At 43.2% G+C, this 23,724-nt stretch carries 10 protein-coding genes; 2 read left to right on the forward strand and 8 right to left on the reverse strand.

Translation table 11 applies throughout. The annotated features are described in order from the left end of the window. Positions 1-44: 44 nt before the first annotated feature. Positions 45-1,730, reverse strand: coding sequence for a dihydroxy-acid dehydratase (gene ilvD / locus DPG01_RS07980; protein WP_110974720.1), 1,686 nt, complete (start codon positions 1,728-1,730; stop codon positions 45-47). A 367-nt stretch (positions 1,731-2,097) separates the two neighbouring features. Further along, positions 2,098-3,927: a dihydroxy-acid dehydratase gene (gene ilvD, locus DPG01_RS07985; RefSeq protein ID WP_086210370.1), complete on the reverse strand. Its 1,830-nt coding sequence runs from the start codon at positions 3,925-3,927 to the stop codon at positions 2,098-2,100. A gap of 461 nt (positions 3,928-4,388) precedes the next feature. On the opposite strand from ilvD (DPG01_RS07985), the gene fmt reads away from it, so the two are divergent. Both fmt and rsmB read left to right on the forward strand, forming a co-directional pair. Further along, positions 4,389-5,351, forward strand: a complete 963-nt coding sequence (gene fmt / locus DPG01_RS07990) for a methionyl-tRNA formyltransferase (protein ID WP_110974721.1) — start codon at positions 4,389-4,391, stop codon at positions 5,349-5,351. Further along, complete coding sequence (rsmB, locus tag DPG01_RS07995) at positions 5,348-6,655, forward strand: 16S rRNA (cytosine(967)-C(5))-methyltransferase RsmB (RefSeq protein WP_110974722.1); 1,308 nt, start codon at positions 5,348-5,350, stop codon at positions 6,653-6,655. The genes fmt and rsmB overlap by 4 nt, the downstream gene beginning before the upstream one ends. 109 nt (positions 6,656-6,764) lie before the next feature. Here rsmB and DPG01_RS08000 read toward each other — a convergent pair whose 3' ends face one another. From DPG01_RS08000 to DPG01_RS08025, 6 genes are all read right to left on the reverse strand, one after another. Continuing rightward, the gene (locus DPG01_RS08000) at positions 6,765-7,316 is read right to left on the reverse strand and encodes a hypothetical protein (RefSeq protein WP_110974723.1); all 552 of its coding nucleotides are present in this window, start codon (positions 7,314-7,316) and stop codon (positions 6,765-6,767) included. Beyond that, positions 7,316-13,330: an SdrD B-like domain-containing protein gene (locus DPG01_RS08005; RefSeq protein ID WP_228147016.1), complete on the reverse strand. Its 6,015-nt coding sequence runs from the start codon at positions 13,328-13,330 to the stop codon at positions 7,316-7,318. Before DPG01_RS08005 ends, DPG01_RS08000 begins: the two co-directional genes overlap by 1 nt. A 92-nt stretch (positions 13,331-13,422) precedes the next feature. Then, complete coding sequence (locus tag DPG01_RS08010; RefSeq protein WP_110974724.1) at positions 13,423-16,149, reverse strand: DUF11 domain-containing protein; 2,727 nt, start codon at positions 16,147-16,149, stop codon at positions 13,423-13,425. A 46-nt stretch (positions 16,150-16,195) separates the two neighbouring features. Continuing rightward, the gene (locus tag DPG01_RS08015; RefSeq protein ID WP_086210375.1) at positions 16,196-16,690 is read right to left on the reverse strand and encodes a hypothetical protein; all 495 of its coding nucleotides are present in this window, start codon (positions 16,688-16,690) and stop codon (positions 16,196-16,198) included. Positions 16,691-17,194: 504 nt separating this feature from the next. Next, entirely contained in the window at positions 17,195-20,968 is a 3,774-nt protein-coding gene (locus DPG01_RS08020; protein ID WP_162622328.1) for a DUF11 domain-containing protein, read from the reverse strand. Between the two features lie 91 nt (positions 20,969-21,059). Continuing rightward, positions 21,060-23,717, reverse strand: a complete 2,658-nt coding sequence (locus tag DPG01_RS08025) for a DUF11 domain-containing protein (protein WP_110974726.1) — start codon at positions 23,715-23,717, stop codon at positions 21,060-21,062. Between the last annotated feature and the right edge of the window lie 7 nt (positions 23,718-23,724).

Below are 23,724 nucleotides of genomic sequence, written 5' to 3' on the forward strand. Positions count from 1 at the left end.
AAAGTACTACAAGGGTTTATATCAATTCACAGCAAAATGATCAATTAGACATCTAAATTTAGATCAGTTACCGCGCCTTTTTCTGCACCAGTGGTCAGTTTTGCAAACTTGGCCAAGGCCCCATAACGATAATTCGGCTGCGGTTTCACCCAAGCCGCTTGACGCGCAGCGATCTCATCTGCCGAAACATGCCACGTCATTTCGCGGGTTTCTGCATTAATCGAGATTTTATCGCCATTTTGCACCAAACCAATTGGCCCACCTTCATAGGCTTCTGGGGTTACATGACCAATGACAAAACCATGACTGCCACCAGAGAAACGACCATCCGTGATCAGTGCCACAGATTTACCGAGACCTTTACCAATAATCGCTGAGGTCGGTTTCAGCATTTCTGGCATGCCCGGCCCGCCTTTAGGCCCTTCTCCACGAATCACCACCACTTCACCCGCTTGGACTTCACCGTCTAAAATGCCACGCATCGCACCGATCTCACCTTCAAAGACACGCGCTGGCCCTTCAAAGTACAGGCCTTCTTTACCCGTGATTTTAGCCACAGCACCTGTTGGAGATAGGTTACCTTTAAGCACCACCAAGTGAGAGTCTTTTTTAATAGGCGCGTCGAAGGGTAAAATAATCTGCTGACCTTCAGGGTAATCTTCAACCTCCGCCAAATTTTCTGCCAAGGTCTTGCCCGTTACCGTTAAACATGAACCATCGAGCATGCCAGCATCCAGCATGCGTTTCATCAACGGTTGAATGCCCCCAATCGCAATCAGCTCAGACATCAAATATTTACCCGATGGACGCACATCTGCCACTACGGGAATATCTTGCCCGATACGGACAAAATCATCCAAACTCAGTTCAACCCCAGCAGTATGTGCCATTGCCAGTAAGTGCAGCACGCCATTGGTCGACCCCCCCAAGGCAATCAGCACTTTAATCGAGTTTTCAAATGCAGCTTTGGTCATGATATCGCGTGGTTTCAAATCTAAGCGCAGCAAATTCATCACCGCTTCACCTGCTTTTTGACAGTCAATCCGCTTGTCATCTGAAACTGCTTCTTGTGCAGAGGAGCCCGGCAAACTCATGCCCAAGGCTTCAATCGCAGAAGCCATCGAGTTTGCAGTGTACATACCGCCACATGATCCTGGCCCCGGCAGCGCCACTTCTTCAATCTGTTTGACTTGAATGGCGCTGATTTCACCTTTGGCGTGCTGACCCACAGCTTCAAAGACTGAAATCATGTCAGTATGCCCTGCGCCCGGCTTGATTGTCCCACCATAAACAAACAAACCCGGACGGTTTAAACGGGCTAAGCCCATAATACAACCCGGCATATTTTTGTCACAACCACCAATGGCAATCACCCCATCATAGGCTTGACACCCCACCACGGCTTCTATCGAATCAGCAATAATTTCACGGCTCAGCAATGAATACTTCATGCCTTCAGTGCCGTTAGAAATACCATCTGAAATGGTGATGGTATTAAAAATAATGCCTTTGCCGCCAGCTTGATTGACCCCTTTCTCAGCCTCACGCGCCAGTTCATTAATATGCATATTACACGGCGTGACATTGGCCCACGTAGACGCAATACCGACAAACGGACGGGTAAAGTCGGAATCTTTAAAGCCTGTTGCACGCATCATGGAACGTGCAGGCGCATTTTCAATGCCCTCATAAACAGGAGCTGAATGTTCGCGGATATTGTCTTTACTCATTGTATTTGTCCTTAGCGATGGCTGCGTATTGCTCTACAGTCTTGGCAATTTTTTCTGTTTTTATTGTATAGAAAGCAGGCTACACATGAAAGCGACTCGCTAGGTATTACATAAACCCATTTATTGTTGTTTTACCCAAATCAAGTCACATGATGAAGCGACATGGATGTCGCTGTTTCACTGTATGGCAGGGATGCCATATCAGGGAAACAAAGGCATTTTGTTACTTTTGTGCCATCAAAAGTAAAACCTCGTCTACGCAATAAAAGTGCAAATCGTACTGTAAAATGCGACTGTACTATTTTCATTAATCAATAAAAAAGCACCCCAAATGGAGTGCTCTTTTTAATCAGTCAAAGACTAGCGATTAAATTTCACGAACTGCACCTTTAGACGCACTGGTGGTATGCATCGCATAAGCTTTTAAGGCTTTAGAGACTTTACGTGGACGCTGTTCAGCAGGTTGCCAGCCTTTAGCTTCTTGCACTTCACGGCGCGTAGCCATGGTTGCCTCATCCACAGCTAAGTGAATGGTACGGTTTGGAATATCAATTTCGATACGGTCTCCATCTTCAACCAAGCCAATCGCACCGCCTTCAGCTGCTTCAGGAGACACGTGACCAATAGATAGACCCGATGACCCACCTGAGAAACGACCATCGGTAAGTAAAGCACAATCCTTACCAAGCCCTTTCGACTTTAAGTAACTGGTTGGATACAGCATTTCCTGCATGCCCGGACCACCACGTGGACCTTCGTAACGAATCACTACCACATCGCCAGCAGTGATTTTTCCACCGAGAATCGCTTCTACCGCAGCATCTTGGCTTTCAAAAACACGTGCGGTGCCATTGAATTTCAAAATGGAATCATCCACACCTGCTGTTTTGACAATACAGCCTTCAAGTGCAATATTTCCATACAGGACAGCCAAACCACCATCTTGAGAAAAAGCATGTTCCACATTACGAATGACGCCATTGTCACGGTCACCATCTAAACGAGAGTAGTAACGGTCTTGTGAAAATGCCGTTTGCGTCGGTACACCGCCCGGTGCTGAACGGAAGAATTGATACACTTCTTCATCTTCCGTACGGATGATGTCCCACTTATCCAAAGCATCTTTTAGCGTTTTTTCATGAACGGTCGGTACAGATGTATCCAACAATCCTGCACGATCTAATTCGCCCAAAATCGACATGATGCCACCTGCACGGTGTACATCTTCCATGTGTACATCTTGTTTTGCAGGGGCAACTTTACACAGTACAGGTACTTTACGTGACAGACGGTCAATATCTGTCATGGTAAAATCAACTTCTGCTTCATTCGCAGCGGCCAATAAGTGAAGAACGGTATTGGTTGAACCACCCATTGAAATATCAAGGGTCATGGCATTTTCAAAGGCAGCTTTAGTCGCAATTGAGCGTGGCAATAAGCTGTAATCATTTTGTTCGTAATGACGTTTGGTGATTTCAACAATCAACTGACCCGCTTTTTCAAATAATTTTTTACGATTCGCATGGGTTGCTAAAGTTGAACCATTGCCTGGAAGTGATAGACCCAAAGCTTCGGTTAAACAGTTCATTGAGTTTGCAGTGAACATGCCTGAACATGAACCACAGGTCGGACACGCTGAACGTTCATACTCAGCTACTTCTTCATCAGTAAAGCTGTCATCTGCTGCGACAATCATGGCATCGACAAGGTCAATCGCGTGTTCATTGCCACGAATTTTCACTTTACCCGCTTCCATTGGTCCGCCAGAGACGAAAACCACAGGAATATTTAGGCGCATAGACGCCATCAACATGCCCGGGGTGATTTTGTCACAGTTTGAAATGCACACCATGGCATCAGCGCAGTGTGCATTCACCATGTATTCCACCGAGTCTGCGATTAAGTCACGTGAAGGCAATGAATACAACATGCCGTCGTGTCCCATCGCAATCCCATCATCGACCGCAATGGTATTAAATTCTTTGGCTACACCACCTGATGCTTCAATTTGACGAGCCACCAGTTGACCTAAGTCTTTAAGATGAACGTGACCCGGTACAAATTGAGTGAATGAGTTAACCACTGCAATAATCGGCTTACCAAAGTCTTCGTCTTTCATCCCCGTTGCGCGCCATAAGCCACGCGCACCCGCCATATTTCTTCCGTGTGTCGATGTTTTTGAACGATAGTCAGGCATTATATTTTCCAACAAAGTGTGCTTGAGATGAATGTGCACATTCACTCTGGCTAAAATCTGAGTTCGATGAGTGTCAAACAGTTAAACATAGCATCTCCGTATTCTTTCCCAATATCGTTTCTAGGCATCTCGACCGAAAACAGATCAGGCATCTAGGCTAGACACTACATTTTAACCAATGAGTTGACATTCAATTGCATATTGAAGCTACTATAACCCGTTCACTGACCTTTCAATACAAAACTTCTATGAATAATTTTTAAATTTTGCATGAGTTTTATTTATATAAAATGCAAATCCCCCCTTGGTCTATGCCGAATACCCACAACTTTTTTCTTCATAAAAATATTAATACATCATTCATTTAGACGGTCTTAGTCAGCTTTTTATAATGGTAAAATCAGTAACTGCTCCAGTTTTGTTATAATTGATCTAATCTTGTCATTTTTTTCGAGTCTTTATTGAAAATCATCTTCGCAGGCACGCCCGAATTTGCGGCTGTAGCCTTAGACGCGTTGCTAAAAACAGAACATGAGATTGTCGCGGTCTATACACAACCTGACCGTAAAGCAGGTCGTGGGCAAAAACTGACTGCCTCAGCCGTGAAGCAACTGGCTTTAGCGCATCAAATTCCTGTCTATCAACCACTGCACTTTAAGTCTTCAACGGAAGAGGGGTTGGCGGCTCAGGCTGAACTCAAAGCCTTAAATGCCGATGTGATGGTCGTAGCTGCCTATGGTCTTATTTTGCCACAAGTGGTTTTAGATACGCCTAAATATGGTTGTCTCAATATTCACGGTTCGCTCCTGCCGCGCTGGCGCGGTGCAGCCCCGATTCAACGCGCAATTTCTACTGGAGATGCAGAAACTGGGGTCACCATTATGAAAATGGCGGCAGGATTGGATACTGGCGATATGATGTATAAAACCTACTGCTCAATTGAAGCCACAGATACCTCTGCAAGCTTGCATGACAAATTGGCGATTCAAGGGGCAGAAGCTATCGTTAAAGTGTTGGCCTCTGAAAGCACATTACAGCACCATTTAGAGCAACGTGAAGTACAAGACGAAGCGTTAACAGTTTATGCGCATAAGTTGTCAAAAGCAGAAGCGCGTATTGATTGGTCATTAACTGCAGCGCAAGTCGACCGTAATATTCGTGCCTTTAACCCATGGCCTGTGGCATTTATTGCACTGGATGAAAATAATAATTTACGTGTTTGGGGTTCAGTACTGTCTGCAGAAAACCCCCAAAACCAAACCGCTGGCAGTATTTTAGCCATCGACAAACAAGGCGTACATGTCGTGTGTGGAGATGGACGAGCGGTGTGTTTAACCGCACTACAATGGCCAGGGGGTAAAACGCTTAACCCTGTACAAATCCAGCAAACTCAAAAATTACAGGTAGGACAAGTTTTCGCATGAGTAAAATTGAACCCGGCACGTCTCACCTAAACCTACGTGCGCAAGTGATTCGCACACTTTTAGCTGTACAACAAGGTCAGTCTTTAGCAAGCGTGCTTCCTCAGCATTTGCTTAAAGTCGCCGATCGTGATCGCGCACTTTTTCATGAGTTAGTTCTCGGAACATTGCGCCAATGGTACGGTTTAAAAAGTATTACCTTGCCACTCTTGGTCAAACCGCTGAACAATGAAACAGTTGAAACCTGCCTCTATGTAGGCCTGTATCAGATTTTATGCACCCGTGTTGCAGACCATGCAGCAATTTCAGAAACAGTGACTGCGGTCAAACAGCTCGGCTATCAAGCCTTAAGTGGTGTTGTCAATGCAATTCTTCGCCGTGTTTCACGTGAAACATCTGAATTTCAACACAGCTTAGAACAAGCACATGGCTTACCTAGCTGGCTATTTAAGCGCCTGAAAAAAGATTGGGGCGTCGACACACTTGAACAGCTTTGCCGTGACTTAAAAGGTGTTGCACCTCTAACCTTACGCACCAATGAGCGCGTGGTCAGCCGTGAAGAATACCTCGAAATTTTGACTGAAGAAGATATTGATGCTCATGCCTGTCAGCTGTCTGAAGTAGGGATTGTTTTAGAACAAGCTGTACAGATTCCTGCACTCCCAGGATTTGAGCATGGTGGCTTTTCCGTTCAAGACGAACATGCGCAGCTCTGTGCAACACTTTTGCCCAACTTAGATGACAAATTCGTCGTTGATGCTTGTGCGGCACCTGGTGGCAAAACAGCACACTTACTGGAAAAATATACACCGAAGAAACTCATCGCACTTGATCAGGATGCTAAACGGTTAGTCCGTGTGGCTGAAAACCTAGAACGGCTTGAGCTCAACCAATTCACCGAGGTTGAAATTCTCGCGGCCGACGCAACGACTTGGGAAACATCTGAACCTGTAGATTGCATCGTTTTAGATGCTCCATGTTCAGCCATTGGAGTGATGCGTCGCCATCCTGATATTCGTTTACTGCGCCAATCTACCGACATCCAGCAAACGGTTGAACTACAACAGCAGATCTTGGAACAGATGTGGAAACAGCTGAAAGTTGGTGGCACCTTGTTGTATATCACCTGTTCAATTTTAAAAGCTGAAAATGAACAGCAGATGCAACATTTCTTCGCACAACATGCAGATGCCACAGAAGTGAAAATTCACGCAGATTGGGGTATTGAGCAGATTCACGGTCGTCAGCTTTTCCCGACACCTGACCATGGTGATGGTTTTTATTATTGCCGTATTGAAAAGATTTAAATAAAAAAGGAGCCAAAATGGCTCCTTTTTTATTGTGATAAAATGCAAATCCCCATACCAATATGCACCGCAATCTTCGCGTTTTGTCTTGTTATAATACCGACCAAACTTAAAGCGTACCGCAGTTCTCAGACAAATAGATCGCTTGATCCATCAGACGCTCTGCTGAGGCAAAAATCTCACGCGAATGACGCCAACCCAATTGACGGTACTCAGCAGCCGCCCAAACCAAATTCACTTCCGCTTGTGCCAGTTCTTTATAGGCACACTGAAACCCCGTTTGTACTTTGATACGTTCAGCGCGCGTCCATAAATCATGACGCATGACTTGGGAAAACGGCAGTATTGCTGTTTCTACACTTAAATTTGCACGCTGATCTGCATATAAAATGTCTAAGACCTGTTGGTAAATCAATTCAATATTTTGACGCTTCGCTTTTGCACTATAGGCATGGTCAGCATAGCTCAGCCACGCTCGCGCTTTTTCTAACTGATATTTTTCTTTTATATCCGTTGCTTGCCCAAATGCACTTTGTAATTCTACATGCACCTGCTGCTGCGAAGCCTGATAGGTTGAAGGATCTGGGGCTTCGCTAGCATGTGTCAGCACAACACCCACTGCTGTCAGCCATAACAGATGCTTAGTCGCGACTCTCAACATTATTTTGGCTCCAAAGCTTTATTGACTGAGGTTTTATTTTTATTAAATAAGTTTTCGTCAAACTTGAAGCGGAAGCGGAAATATGCGCCATCCATCGTTGTATCACTATCAATTAAATCTTTATCTTGATAGCCAACAAAGTTATACCCCCCAGAAACCCAAAGATTCGCTGCCAGTAGATAACCGACTTCCACTCCAGCCATATATTTGGTTCCATCCGAAACACTATTCCACATTACTCCAGCATTGACACCTGCATCCCAACGCTCATTAATGTCATACATAAACCGGCTGTTGAGCATTTGCGTCATACCACTGGTTTGTAGAAGATCATAGGTTTCATCAAGGTATTTAACAGCATATTGCCCTGATAAATGAATAGAACGTGTTGGGTGATAATTCATATGATGAGACATGATATAAACATTACGTTCATACGGATCATCAAGCGTTGTTTCATTCTTTTCATAGCGATATTCAATTTTGCTCAATGAGTCAAAACGATTGGTCGCCAAATCACGATATGCAGCACCAACCTGAACACGATCAATGATGCGATCGCCAGAGTCCGCAGACTTATTGTCGGTAATGTTCAGTACATTCTTAGCCAATAAAGTCACTTCGTCTGAATACTTGTACGCGGTACCTAAAGTATTTAAATAACTATCACTTTGATTCGACCAACGCCCTTCTATGCGTGCCACATTTTTCCAGCGTGGATTAGACAGATGTTCAAAGCCGAAGGTTGCCGCAGTTGACTCTAAAGAATTTTTATTTTCACCCTCAAACACTTTCACTTTTTCAAAGCTGGTATTAAAGAATAGGCCTTCTTTGAGCTGCCAACGGTTACGCACCCCCATCGCGGCTTCAGCTTCACGTGCACTCATACCATCACGTACACGGTATTCACTGAATACTGAGCCATCACGCATGTATTCGCTGTCTAAACCAAAAACAGTCGTATTACGTTTTTGCGTGTCGTTCAGCTCATATAATCCACCAATACTTGAAATGAACTCATGGCGCGCATAGGCATGAATATTTTTATAGACTTGAGCATCACCACCAACAGCAAATACACGGCGGTCACTATCAGCGATATCTTGCTCATATTCTAAGAAAGCACTTGAGCCATCAAAAGGGAGCGCTGTTTTCAATTTAGCACGAACCGTAGTGCCGTCATACGGCGTTTCAACACTTTGCGTTGAAGCACTCGCTGCACTCGCCGATTCGTTATAATACCGTGTACCCAGTTCCAAGCTCACTATGCGGTTAATTGCTTTTTCAATTGACGCACTGACGCCATAACGGATACCTTCGTTAGCAATATCTTCAGTCCGTACTGCTTCAACACGTAAAATCCCAAATTGATCTAAACGTGCATTCAGTTTCACTGCGCTTTCTTTGCGTCCTGAACTAATCGAAGATGCGGCGTTACGGAAGTTTTCATCCGCCTGTTGATGGTAAGCCCGTAAATCAACCTTGTCATTTTTGTAATCAAGTTCCACGCGAGCTGCGGTGCCATCGCCAGATTTGTCTGTACTATTTGATGCATTCACATCGGTTAATTGATCAAGGTTTAACGCATCGTGATCAGAGTAGGCATATTCCGCAATGAGTTTAGTTTTATCATTCCAACGAATCACGGTATTGGCACTGGCAATTTTCTCTTGATCCATTGGATCATCATTTTGCACATAAGAACCACCCACCGTCACTTTATCATTCAGCTTATAACGACCATTCACACCTGCAACTGTATATTCTTTACCACCTTGGTCAGACTCAACCGTGATACGTAAATAAACAGGGTTCAGGTTCTCATCAATGCTGCTTAAAGGTGAGGTCAGGTAAATACTGTTGGTATAGGTATCAACTTCATAGTCACTAAAACGGGTTAATGTGCGCTGTGAAATAATCAAGCCAGGATTGTTACGATCACGGACTATCACTTCCACTTTTTCACTATTTTCTAAAATATCGTCACTATCTATACCCAAAGAGTACGGACCAGAAACCCCCATTGCGCGCAATTCATTCACGATTTGCGTTGCATTGGTACGAGCTGCAAAACCAGAAACTTGGTAACGCTCCCCTTCAGCAGTAGACTTCAGACCTGTCAATGAACGGCTATACTGACCCAATGAAAGCCCTTCATCGTTTTCTGTACGTGTAACATAGTCACCATACATCGCATAAGAGCGGCCTTTATCTACACGGACATAAAGTTTACTGGTAGATTGCGCATCAAAACCTTTGGCAGATGCATCACCATACACGGGATAATATTCATCTGGACGAATATCACGAAATAAGCGCTGATTATTTTCTTTGCTTGAGTCATAAGCCAAAGTCAGTAAATAATCCCCACGCACTTTTCCTTTCAGGAACAATGCGGCGCGACCACGAATGGCCGTTTCACCATCGCCTGAACTGGATAAATCATTCAGTTCTTCTTCAAAGCCATCTTGAGTCGAGCTTTTCGACAGATTTTTTGGGTCGAACTTATTCAGTGCAAATGAACCTTCGATAATCCCGGCAACTAACATTGGACGCAGTTCCGCCAAGAAATGTACAGGTACAGTCTGTTCATAAATACCACTACGAATACGTAGCACACCTGAACCCGCTTCCAATGGCGCGAGTACTGGAACAACAATAGAACCGCCTTCTGCAAAAACTTGAATACCCGGTTTATCAGGGTCTAAATCTTTGAGCTGAATCGTGCCTACCGATGTTTCTATAGTGATAGGGGTACGCGTTGCAACAGGCGTGCCATTACGATCCAGAATCTTCACTACAACTTGATAAACGTCCTTACCATTGGCATAGACCACTTGCTCTACAGACTGTGTGGCCAATTGGCTCATTGCATCGGGTGCAATCACAGTCAATTGCTGTTGGTCACGTAAATTGCCAAAGCTGTCGTACTGACGCACAGAAACCGTATTTTTTCCTGCCGTAAGTGGCACACCAATAAAATCTAAACCCGCAACGCCATGCTCTTGATAGGTGGCTTTTTTACCAATGCGTTTTTCCGAAATTTGCTCGTCATTGACAAACAAACGGATATCCGTACCTAAAGCCCCTTTCACCTGAATGGTGGCTTGTTGGGCTGGCAAGACTTGTTGTTCTTTTAGATTCAAAATGGCAAGTTGGTTCGATTCAGAACGTTGTAATTCCTGTTCTAAATCTAAAATTACAGGCGCTTTAACTGGTTCAAGCTGAACCGTTTTCACATCTTTAATCTGTTCTTTTTTATATTCAATATTACAGTTTGCCGAAGCTCCAGAAGCACTAATACAACCACTGGCAGGTTGACCTTGAACATCGGTCACATAACTGCTGAGCGGATCTACCGTTAAGTCCTGACGTAAAGTTTGTTCAAGTGCATCCAGTTGCGCATCAATTTTGCTACGGCGTGCCTCAATTTGTGTAGCCAAAGCTTGGCTACATTCACCCGCAGTATCCGCAATCGCAAAATCGGCACGGTGTAATTCGCCACGTTTTAAATCGACAAAACGGCTGGCAGGATCACCGGCTTGACGGTTACTAATCAGTACCAATTCAGCATTATTCGGTAAAGTGGTATTGTCGACTTTCAGCACATGCGTAATGGGCTTAATGCCATAGAAGTTATATTTCCCTTCACGATCAGTGACCACAAAGTTCCCATCTTCCATGTAAATACGAACGCCTGGTACGCCCAGCTCACCTGCATCTTGCACACCGTTGCGGTTACAGTCGGTAAAGACTTTACCCACCACAAAACCATCTGGACTAAATACTCCAGGCGTAACCTTAACCGCCGCACGTGCTTCATTTGAAGTCGTATTTTTATTGTCCTGCGCATAAACACGGTTAATCCCATCGCCACTTAAAGCATTTGGGCCAATGTATACACGGTATTGAATCTTCGCTTCTTGTTTCGGTGTCAGTGTCCCTAAACCTAAAGTTAAATAAGGACCTTTGCCACCCTGTGGGTCGTTACTCTTTTGACCATTGACACGCGTAGTGCCTGATACATACACAAAGCCACGTGGCAGAGTATCTTTCATATCGACATCATATAGCGTTGAGTCACCCATATTGGCAACCGTTACCATATAATCTTTAAAGTCACCAATTTCAGCCGTTTTATCGCCCACCACTTCTTTCTTGATGACCAGTTTGTCATTAATTGGCGTCACAATATCAACAGGGTCAATTGGGATATCAATATTAAGTGCCGCATCACCCGTTTTTAAAGTGAAGTTTCCGCCATAAGACCATGACGCATCAACTACGCGATTGTTAAAATTGTTATATACCGTTTTATCGCTGGTAAATTTATAGCTGGTTCCACCCGCAATCGTTGAGGTGTCGATATATAAACTATAAGTACCATTCTCGACATAAGGATAAACAAACTCACCATCGCTATTGGTGACTTGCGTTGCAGGAATAGCAACTTTGTCCCCTGTCGTTTCATCTAGTTTATAAGCGACATTGTCAGCAGGCTTACCATTGGCATCCAATAATGTCACGGTTGCACCCGCAACAGGTTGATTGGTTTTCGCGTCAAAAACCACACCATATGGATCAATCAACACATTGGTATCGACATCACTGATGCTGGCCGTAGAATTACCATTTTCATCTAAACAATCAGTTAAACTCACCAGCACTTGATCGCGCTTAACCGTCTGTAAAATTTGGTCATTTTGTATTGCAGTTGCAGATTCCTGCGTTGCTAAAGAGAACCGAAATATGCCTGTATTGATACCTGTTTCAATACCTTGTACGTATTCAATATCACCCGTTTTCGTCGACTGAACTTTAATTTTAACTTTATCGGCACTGCTACGTGTTGCATTACACATGGCACTATTTGCTGCGATATACAACGGCTTGCTTAAACTACCTGTTGCTAAAATACTGGAATAATCTTTGCTGTTATTACTGATGGAAGAACTTCCCCCCACAGTCGTCACGACTTCATTCGACAGCGTTTTTTTAATATTTGAAACTAAGCCATGCTCGACACTAAAGATATTGGAAATCGAGGTACGACTAATATTCGAGTTCATGGTCACAACCAATTCGACACTTTCAGTCGCATTGGCTGCTAAAGCCTGCGGATAAGCCACCACCAAGGTATTGATGAGTGATTTATCGTTCGGAATCTGCTGGGTAAATTTATCTTGCCCTAATGGATATAAAATCAAGGCATTGGAATTATTTGCTTTTGCCGATTTAAACGTGGTGTTGGCAGGTAAATCATCTAATAACACCACTGCATTGATGGTCTGTCCATCGACCTCAATCGGTTTTGTACCCGAATTACGTGCAGAGGTATTTTTAATATTTAAGGTATAAGTTAAATCGTAAGACTGCCCAGCTTGTGGTTCAAAACTGCTTTTATTTACAGATTTGGTTGCGATGAGCTGTGGCAAGAAACTCACCAATCCATTCACGGCATCAGCAACCACTGTAGGCTCTTGAATGACATAAGCACGAAGTGGCAGATCAACGTTTTGACTGTCTTTTAAACTAGTTGATGAGTCTGCAACGACCCATAAGTCAACTTTTTGACCACTTTCTAAAGTGAGATGCCCCGTTACCAATAAGTCTGAACGATCAAACTCACCATTTTGGTTACTGTCGACATATATTTTTATATTGGATAATTCTGCAACCGAAGTAGGATCAATTGAAATCTCGGCTTGCGCATTACTATGGTTGGTTAACGTATTTAACCAAATGACTTTATCACCCGCATTGATTTCTTGTCGCGCAGGTGAAGTCAGACTAATCACGTACTGTGGTGTAATCGTGACTTGAACAGTATTTGAAACGGCCTGACCAATCAAACCGTCCCTTTGTACAAAACTTGCATACGCAGTATTGGTAATATTTTGCCCAGCAGCAGGCATCACAGCATAAGCGTGATTTACCAAAGCCATAGCGGTCGCTAAGCTTGAGAAAATAAGCTTGATCTTATGATTCTGTAACGGCTGAACTCGTTTAATCACGAAAATACCCCAATACCGAGCAAAAGCAAGTGAATGGGATAGGCACGAAAAAATGCCTATCCACAAAAGTTGTTATTAATGTTATGGCTTAATTATTGTCCATCGACCTTGACGCTGAACTTCATCGTCACGGTTTCAGAAGGTGCCAAGGCAAATTTCGAAGACTTCAAATTATTTGTAGTATTCGTCACTGTCCCTTTTGACACAGGTTCTAAAGCCGCAACTGGCGTTGAGCCCAAAGTGGTGTAACTTGGCACTGCATCGGTAATTTCAACATCAGTTACTGCTTGGTTACCGTCATTCACCGCTTTAATTTGGTAAATGATACAAGCACCTGGTTTTGCCTGAAGAGTCGAAGTACCAAAGCTACCATCTGGCGTACCATCACAAGCAGCATCAAGTGCTTGTAGTTTTTCCAAACGTACCTGACCAATGTTGACTGTGGTCTTGTCTGTTACAGTAACTGCTGTTGGAGCTACCGTACCATTGAGATCACCTGTCGGCGTTACCGTAATGATCGACAAGTCGGCCTGACCTGCTGTTGCATTACTTGGCGCTTCAACTTTGACCAAGATGTTGATACTTTCTTTTGGAGAAAGACCATCGGCACCGTTAGTTGCCGTTAACCATGCATTAAGGTCAGCACCTGTAACCAACTCACTCGCATCTGCAATACCGTCATTGTTTTTATCAACATAAACAGAAGTTACAAAGCCTGTATTTGATGGATCATGCGTAACTGTAAACGGAAGTGTGCTACCACCAGAAACACCCTCCACAACGTTACCGTTGTTGGTTAAAGTGTGTTTATAAACAATGGTACCACCTGGTGCTACCTGACCTTGTTGGTCGGCCAAGAATGACAGTCCACGTACTGCCTCTACCGTCAAGTGATCTTTCATCTTGTCGGTTAAGCCTGTCGCAGGAGAGTTAATCGTAAAGACGATATCTTGGCTATTAGCAGGAGTCGCATCCGCTGAAGGTGTTACTTTGGCACAGAAATAAGCCGTTGCATTTGGCTGAATTGCGCCTGTGTTGGTTACTTTAGTTGATGTACATACACCACTTGAGTCCGCAACAAAGTATTCAACTGTCCAACCAGATGGCAATGCTTGCTCAGTACCAAAATTATAGTTATCTGATGTTGAACCATGATTTGTTACAGCAATAGGGAAGGTAGCCGCCACACCAGGTTTAGTTGTTACGGTAGTTACAACATTACCAGAAACGTAAGCACCCTCACCCGTTAAGCCTGTATCGTCTTCAGTATAGTTTTTATTACCTTTACCGTTACTTAAATCGACTTTTGACGCTGTGATATTGGTAATTCTTAAAGTCACCGTATCTGAAGATGCAGGGGCATGTACAGGTGTAATGGTTAAGATTGTATCTAGACCAGGTGCTGTAATCGGGCCTGTATAACCATTTGGCAAAGTAATACGTGCAGAGATTTCAAGATGACCACCAGATGCCAATGGACCACTATCCACACTTGCATCACCATTAGTATCAGTTAATGGGGTATTACCATCTGATTTTAATAGCTCAACAATAGAACCCGCAGGTAATGCAGATTTATTAACTGTAATGTTATAGGTTTCAGATACGTTACCCAGATTGTGAATCCAGATATCTTCTGTAGAGCTTGAGGCACCAAATAAAACAGGAGAACCTTGTACTGCTGTTGTAGTGATCAAGTCATCTTTAGCGGTATTACCAGATACTTTTTGTGCATCCGAATAAGTATCGGTCGCGTTATCGTTGATCGTACCTGTATAAGTAGACTGTACAGTGACATCATACGGGTTAGTTGGTTGAGAAGTCTCAGTGCCTGGACCATCTGGATCAAATGTCGCAATGTTGGTAATTTTTCCTGCAGGAGCAGTACTATCTACCGTCACTTGGAAGGTTAATTTGCCCGTACTGTTGCGCGCCACAGAAGCAAGCACCAACTGCACTTTATTGCTCGTAAATTCGTATTTCGCTGCTGCCGCCGCTTCATCACCAGTCGCATCGGTCAATGCCGCAGTCTGACCGCTCCAACGTGCTGAACCTGCAACATAAGTCACACCTGTAGGTAAAACGTCTTCAATAGTTAAATTGGTTGCGTCTGCATTACCCGTGTTTTTATAGGTTAATTCATACGTTACAGTATCGCCACGTGCCACTGCCGTTACATTGGCAGACTTCGTCACTTGAATGACCGCACCTGAAACAATCGTTACGGTGTCCGTATTCTTTTTGGTTTTGTCTGCTACGACAGTAATGTACGTGCTTGCTGCAGACAGTTCTAATTGACCCGTATTGCCAGCTGTAGCTGTTGCGGCTGTTGTACCAACCACCACCAAGCCTACAGACTCACCAGCATTTAAAGTCACTTTTTGCCCAGCCAAATTCGTACCATTGTCTGGCACACCATCCTTATTCGCATCTAAATAAATAGCAATGTTCGAGAAGTCAAAATTATCCCCTGTCACATTCGCTAAACTTAGCGTGAATTCATCCGTTCCGTTACCCGTATTGGTCAATACGTGCGATAAAGTCACTACACCATTCGGGTTAGCAGTTGCGGTACGGTTCTGCTCAAGTGTGAAGCTACCCACTTGTAATACAGTCGTTTTTACTTCATTCGACGTCACTGTACGTGTAGTCGATGTGCCATCCACATACGATGCCGTAGCAATGTTACTAATATTCGTTCCCGCAGCAGGTGCAGCTGCATGCGTGGCACCTGTAGCGAAGAAAGCAAAGCCACCTAGAACTGTCGCAATAGACAAATAAAGGTTATTTCGCTTTGTTGTTTTCAAATTCATAGACATGAAAGTCCCCCGACTCCATCGGAATGATGTGTGTGAAATTTAGAAATTAATCGTTTGAAGTATTTACTTTGGCTTGCGCGCTGACCGTTACGGCTTTCTTTGCAGGTAGTTCAGCAATTTGCCACTGTAGAGCGCGGTATTCTTTCAATGGGACATTGACTAATTTGCCATCTACTTTTTTCTTTAATGGCATTGCGGCAAAGTTGACCCCATCTGTGCTTGCTAGTGCACCTGAAGGTAAACTTGAACCCAAATATTGAGTATCCGCAGGGATAGGCAATGTTGCTTTTAAGCTTTTGATATTCCCTGTGGTGTTGTTGGTATAAGTCGCACGATATTCAATGACATCCTGCGGCTTAATCGAGTCTGCAGCTTTAAACTGTGCATTCCCTTTGTTATCGACAACTTTTTTGAAAGCTTTAAGCTGAATAGAGACTGGCTCATTATTGGTTGCTGCAGCTACAGCCATCGCATTGGCTGCAACTCCAACAAACATCAGAGCAATTGTCATTTTTTTCAGCATAGAATTTTTGTTTAACATGATTTTATCCATTGCAAACCAATGCGAATTTTTTGTGACACTAATCACTTTCTTTTAAATTAATGCAACAAATCTCAATGCAATATTAAACAAAAAACACACAAACAACCATACATTATTAAAAAAAAATGTTAACTGGTTCTCCTTAGTAAAATACAAAGGGATACATACAGTCACACAATAATATTTATCTTATTGTTATTTATTAATATTTATTTCTTCAGTGAGTTTACACAAGGAAACATTGCTGTGTGATACAAAAACTTACATATATAAAAAAAATACAAAATGTGTAACTCTAGCCTGAATTTGTGCTTTTTATGTGCCACTCTATTGCATAAAATAGGAGCAATACCTGTCTTAAAATCACTCACATCAAATCTTCCATTTAATATATTTTTCAAACAAATACGCACAAATACCACTGAAAAAATATCAAGACGGATGGATAAAAAAAGCCCCTTTATCTTACTCAGAAAAGGGGCTTTTCACTGCTCAGATGAACTAATTTGGAATCCTGACACAAAAACCAACTTGTCCTTTTTGCTTCGGTGCTAACACACCTGGAATCGTCCATTTTAACTGCCCTGAACTTTCCTGAGTTTGACACCCAGATGCCGTACAAGACATCGTTCCATAGACTGTACCAATTGGGACACTATCCTTTAAAACAATATCAACTAAATTTTTATTCGAATTATTGGTATAGGTGATTTGGTATTCTAAATAATCCCCTTTTGCTGCTTGGTTCGATACTGTAAATGGCGTTGTCTCATTACTCGGTGCTGGGCATGCTGTCGTTTTACGAACCAGTTTACTGATGTTTAAGCCAGCCGTTCCAATCGTCGTAATATCATTAACACTATTCGTTTCCTTCAGCGTTGCTGCAGTATAAGAGGCTTTTGCGTTCACTTTAAAGCTAGCAATGAAACGATCTCCTCCTTGAGCTGTTGTCGGAGAAATCACACGCTGAATCAAACAGACTTTTTCATTGGCTTTCATCGTTCGGCTCGCAAGCAAACTCTCGCCTTGATCTAACTGCCCATTACAGTTGCTATCCACATAAACCAAACTCTGCCAAGGCTGATTATTAGCGGGCTGTTGTTCTTTAGTTTCCGTTAGCGTTTGAACATTCATCACACTCTTAGCAGTTAACTCGTGTGGATAATCCACCACATCTCCCGCCACGATAGTTTTTTGTCCATTTTGGGTGAGAACTAGCTGCAACTCTGCATCCCCAAATAAGAAGCCGTCATAACTGGTGACATTGTTCGCTTTAGGAATAGTGAACTGATCATTGCTGCTATCAGCGGTCGCTGTGACCGTGCTTGCTTTTGCAGAACTTACCGAGTCAAAACCTGTCACATTACGTTGTACAAGACAAACATTACTACGTCCAGAAAAGACATCTTGTAATGTTTGGATTTTAAAATCGCCATTTGCATTCGTTGTAGTCGAGGCTAGAACCGTTTTGGTACTGCAGTCTTGCAACTCAACCACACTACCCGCTATGCCCACTTCACCTGTATCTACAACAGCGTTATAAGCCTTAGATGTATCTGAGGTCGTTCCGCTATTGTCATTAAACACTCGTCCAGAGAATACATAGCCAGCATTTTTGCTGTTGGTCACACGACAAACAAACTTGGACGCAAATTTCACATTAGCTGCTGGAATCGTTTGAGTCAACCCACTTAAACTACCCAAATTACCTGTACTATTGCCCGAAACAGCTGTATTCGTATCCGTACACTCTACGGTCTTGAGCGAATATAGCGTTGAGGCAGATTCAGCAAAACTAATTGCGGTATTCGGTGTCGCATAAGCCAATAAAGAACCTTGCTCGACAGGAGATGTACTTTTCTTTAAGCGTACCGATTGTGCCGTTCCAACCACTGTTGTCACCACCTCACCACTGGTAATAGTTTCAGCATTGCTATTGGTCAAATTTGTAAAAGAGCCAAAGTTGAAGCTATCTGTGCCATTTTCAGATACTTTGTTTATCGCAAACGTTGGCTTTAAACAGGCATTGACTTCATTTAAACCAATACCAATATCATCCCCTGCAACACCAGAACTGGCATAGCTCTGAAACTCTGTGCTCACGACTTTTACACTTGTCACTGTCGTCGGCAATGTAATGGTAAAATTAATTGATCCAGGATCTGTTTGGTAAGACGTCAAAGCATATTCTGCTTGTGCAACTTGTGCTCCATTTAAGGCATTAAAAGTTGCCGTAGTGTTTGAACTTTTACCTGGGGTAACCAACACTGCATAAATAACGCCATCAACCAGCACTCGCATAGTTACACCTGTCGTATTACTACGCGGGCTACCATAAGACCAACTGAGTCGACCTTTTACTTGTAAAGCACCATTTGCTCCTGTGCCATACATCACCGTATTCGGCAGTATGCTTGGATTAGTCCCCGCCGTTTTCAGATCATAACTCTTAGCGGTCAACGTGTTATCAGCATCATAGCTGGTAAATGCGGTATTCGAGACAAGATTGACAGCCTGACTAGATAGACACTGATTTTGCGAGTTTCCAGTTGTAATGGGTGTATTCTGCGTAATGGTCATGTTCGCAGTTGCACTGTTGTTAGCAGAGTTTCGGTCAAAAACAGTGGTTGAAATAGATGCCGTATTGGCTACAGCCCCAGCTTTATAAGCCAATCCTGTTATGGTGAACTCTAAATAATTGACATCTTTCCCATTTGCGGGCAGGTTCAACCCAGTCGCAGTTAAACTATTGCTACTTTCTGAAGTGACCATATTTGCAGTTGTTGGGCAAACAGCCGTGCCATACTTGGTACATGTCCAACTTAAACCCGCAATATTTGCAGGAACAGTATCTGTTAATATCGCATCGGTAACTGCCAATGCACCATTATTCCAAGCTTTAATCGTATATTTAACAACATCGCCCGTATTGTAAGTAGTTTTGTCTGATGTTTTTGAAACTTCTAGGTCGGCAGAGGCAAGGACGGTATCTTGGTCTGCTGTTGTACATGCACCTGTGGTGGAGTTAAATGAACGGGTAATACCGTTTGCATTTAAGGTCGTACAACTAACACCAGTGGATGAACCAAGTGTTGGCAGTTCAACTGTCGCTGTATTAGTAACTGTACTGCCTGCGGCCGCATCCACACGTGCAGTAACTAAAATTTCATAGAATTCACCAGCAGCTAAAGCTCCAGTATCAATCGAGCCCAAACCACTGAGAGCTGGGGCAGTGGTACATTTATTATTGGCAACTGTACTACAGGCCACAGCTGTGGCGGTTAAGCCTGTCCCGACTACATCTTTCAGCAAGGTTCCTGTATACGTATCAGGCCCAGTGTTGGTCACACGAACGGTATAGATCGTTGAGTCGCCTGAATAGACTTGAGTGGTGTTATTGGTTTTTGAAACGACCAAATCTCCAACCATAGAGTCAACACTTGAAGCACTAAAAATAAATGCATCTGCTCCAGTGTTTCTTGATGTATCTATTAAGCCAGAAGCATTAGAATCAGAGCGCAGATAAACAGCAAATTTAAGCTCAGTAATGGCAGAACTTGTCATTATCTGGACACTACCACTCGCTCCCCCAGCATCAATAGTTGCACTAATAGTACTTGATGTATTTCGAATTTCTCCATTACTGACTGAAAAATTACTTCCCGATAATCGGTACATCTGAGAAATATTAGTAGTGGATAATAATTTAAATTGTGAGCTAATCCCATAAGCTGGATATAGTTGTGTATTAGATGAGGAAGTCCGCCCTCCTAGTCCAGAAATATTAATGACTGGGTTCGTAATGGGACGATCCCACTTCATTGTTATTTCCCCAATATAATGCCCTAATCCACCATTTACACCAGAAGTATTAATCGAGCGTCCCGCTAATTTCTCCCAATTCCCCGTAAAACGAACACCATAGTTTGTAGCTAGATCAATTCCCGCCCCTACATTATTACGATTAGACGAAAAAACACTCGTATATGCACTATAATTTGCAGGGAAACCTTGATCTTTTAAAGCAACAAAAGAGTTTGCGCTATAAAAAAGTCCATACGAATCATTAGATGATCCAGAATACGGATTATCGGTTATTGAATAAGTAACTTTCGTCACGGGAAAGTATGACTGTGTATTATTATCATTTGGATTTGCTGGGTTAAATACAAATGTATTCGTTTTATCATTCAACGACGCGCTAGTAGTATTAGTACCACTAGCAGACATGATTTCTAATGTCGGAACAGCAAGTACAATCTGCGAAATACCCATTATGAAACTTAGAAAGCCAGCATAAGCTATTTGCTTAGTAAGCGAGTTTGAACTTATTCTTTTCTGAATACTATGCAAAACATAATTCAACTTAGTTCCCCACATATTTCACCCCAAACTCTAAGCTATGACTTTCATTGCTTTTTATTGCCGCAACTGAACCCTTAATTGCACCCGACTGTCCAAGTGTAGGCGCGCTGAGCGAACCAGACTCACAACTTGTACAAGTTGGTGCTTTACTCATCACCATCGCTTCAGGGGTGTAATCATAAAAATTAAATCGCCCAATGGCCGAAGCCCCCAAGTTTTTCACTGTCAATTGGTACAAAACACATTGCCCAGAACCATCTGAATTACGCGTGATCGGTAACACATTTGAGGTATACGCCGTATCCGCTACACCATCACAATTATTATCCTTGGCTTGTAATTTAGTTAGACGCACAGGCGCACTGGTGATGGTGGTAATATCTGTTGCTGTGTCTAATAACGTACCTGCACTATTTTTTAGGCTAATCACAGAGGTATTTACCACTCCGACCGTGTTATATGCGGTATTCTCAACTTTATTAAAAATACGAATCTGTGCTTTGCTGCTAAGAATAGAAGCATTCACAATAGATAAGTTTTGAATAATCGGGTCAGACGCGTCTAACTGCCCATCATTATTGGCATCATAATAAAGTGTTGTTGTAAAACCAGTTCGATCATTCACTATGCTTAAAGTATCTGTTGTAGATAGCACAGACGTTCCCCACGGTTTTAAAGTGTGGGTATAAACAATACTGCCCCCCGGTGCAATTTGCCCTCGCAAATCAGGATCTAAACTCACACCCCCTTGACTCGCATTTGAGTTAATCGTAATGGCGTTTTGAATCACGTCATAACCATTACTTGGTGCTGAGGTCGGCAAACTAGAAGAGGCCACTTTAAAATAAATGGGAATCGGTTGTGTTGTCGTTTTGGCATCTGCCCGAATTTCAACCACGGCACAATACAACTGTGACTCGCCGTTGTTGAGCAAACGCGTTGAAGCAATTTCTGCCCCAAGTACCGAACAGTCTGTAGTCGATGTAGCAAAATAGCGTACCGAGCTGACATCGCTTGGCAGTGCCACAGTTGCAAAATTATTGTCTGCGTCAGCGCTAAAGTTATATGTGGTCGCTTGACCTGTATGACGTACCGTGAGTGGAAACACCACCGTTTGATTGTTTACCGCAGCTAAGGTTTTCCACGGCGAACCTCCATTCGACACATTGCCATTTCCTGTACCATTTGCGCTGGTTTCTGGACTATTCATCAAGTCCACCAGACGAGAAGCTGTACTTTGAATCAACGATGTCTGATCTTGTACTGTATCTGTTTTACTACTGTCCGCAATTGATTGTGCTTTAGGTACAATGCTATAGGTCGTGTTGGCTGTATCCACAAAATCCGCGGGGAATGTAAGTTTTACAATAATCGGAAGCTTCGCGCCCGCATCGAGTGACCCCGTATCAACAATGCCGTCATTGTTACTATCAAATAGTGGCGTAACACCATCTGCACGATAGAGTTCCAACACACTGCCTGCAGGTAAATTATGGCTGTTAAAACTTAAATTGAACCGATCGGCAACCGTTCCTGTATTCCAGACATAGTTTTCAAAGACAACTGTTCCACCACTACTCACCGCTGATTTAGTTAGTGTATCTGCGCCACTAACACTATTTGCATCAGCATTGATCACCACCCCATAAGTAGGCTTAATGGTTAATACGGCGGTATTCGACTGTGTGGTTAAATTTACTGTTGTGGAAAGACCGTCATGGTCATAGTCCATATTGGCCAAGTTTGGAATTTCACCCGGCGCTGTACGCGCCACGCGAACACGGAACTCAATATAACCTTGCGCATTGGCAGGTACATTGGTGATCTGTGCGCGAATCGTTTTACCATCCGTATCAAGATAATAATTGATGCCTGTCGGATCATTTGTCCCTGTCGCAGAATTCAGTGCTTGTCCATTCCAGTTTTCATTACCCGTGACATAGGTCAATTGCGTCGTATCCAACAGGTCGCTGATATTGACTACACCACTGTTATTGCCGTTATTAAAATAGGTTAAACGAACCGTTGCAATATCACCATTTACGACGCTTGTTTTATCAAAACTCTTGGTTAAGCTTAAAACCGCCTGATCGGTGATACGAGATGTATCAATATTATTTTGAGTCAAGCTCGGCTGTTGTGTAGACGTCGCTACGAGTTGAATCTGACTGGTGCTATTTACGGCTGCTGTTGAAGGGATGATTGCTTTAATAATCAGGGCAACCGCTTCGCCAGCATTTAAGCTATATTGGGTAATTGGTGTCGTATTGTCTGGGACACCATTGCGATCTGCATCCAAATAAATTTCAATATTGTTATGGGTAAAACTGCCACCTGTAACTTGACTTCCCAACAAATTATAAAGATCGCGTTCATTGCCTGTATTGGTTAAAATATGGTGATAATAAACCGCCTGACCCGGACGTACATATTCCGTGCGGTTATCCTTTAAACTGAGGTTATAAACTGGAATCACCGTCGTTTGAACCAAGTTGGAACGTGCCACTTGAACTACGGTAGAGCCTTCTTCTTTGTATTCACCCACCGCCATGTTACTGATGACCAAACCATCAGCTAAAACCCACGTCGACGCAGTTGCCCCCAATAAGCCCAACATCGCCATACGCAAATTTCGAATCATTTTCTTTTCTGCAAACATTTTCCGA

Origin of the sequence: Acinetobacter sp. WCHAc060042, assembly GCF_003231195.1 — a bacterium.
In the GTDB taxonomy this organism is placed as follows: Bacteria; Pseudomonadota; Gammaproteobacteria; order Pseudomonadales; family Moraxellaceae; genus Acinetobacter.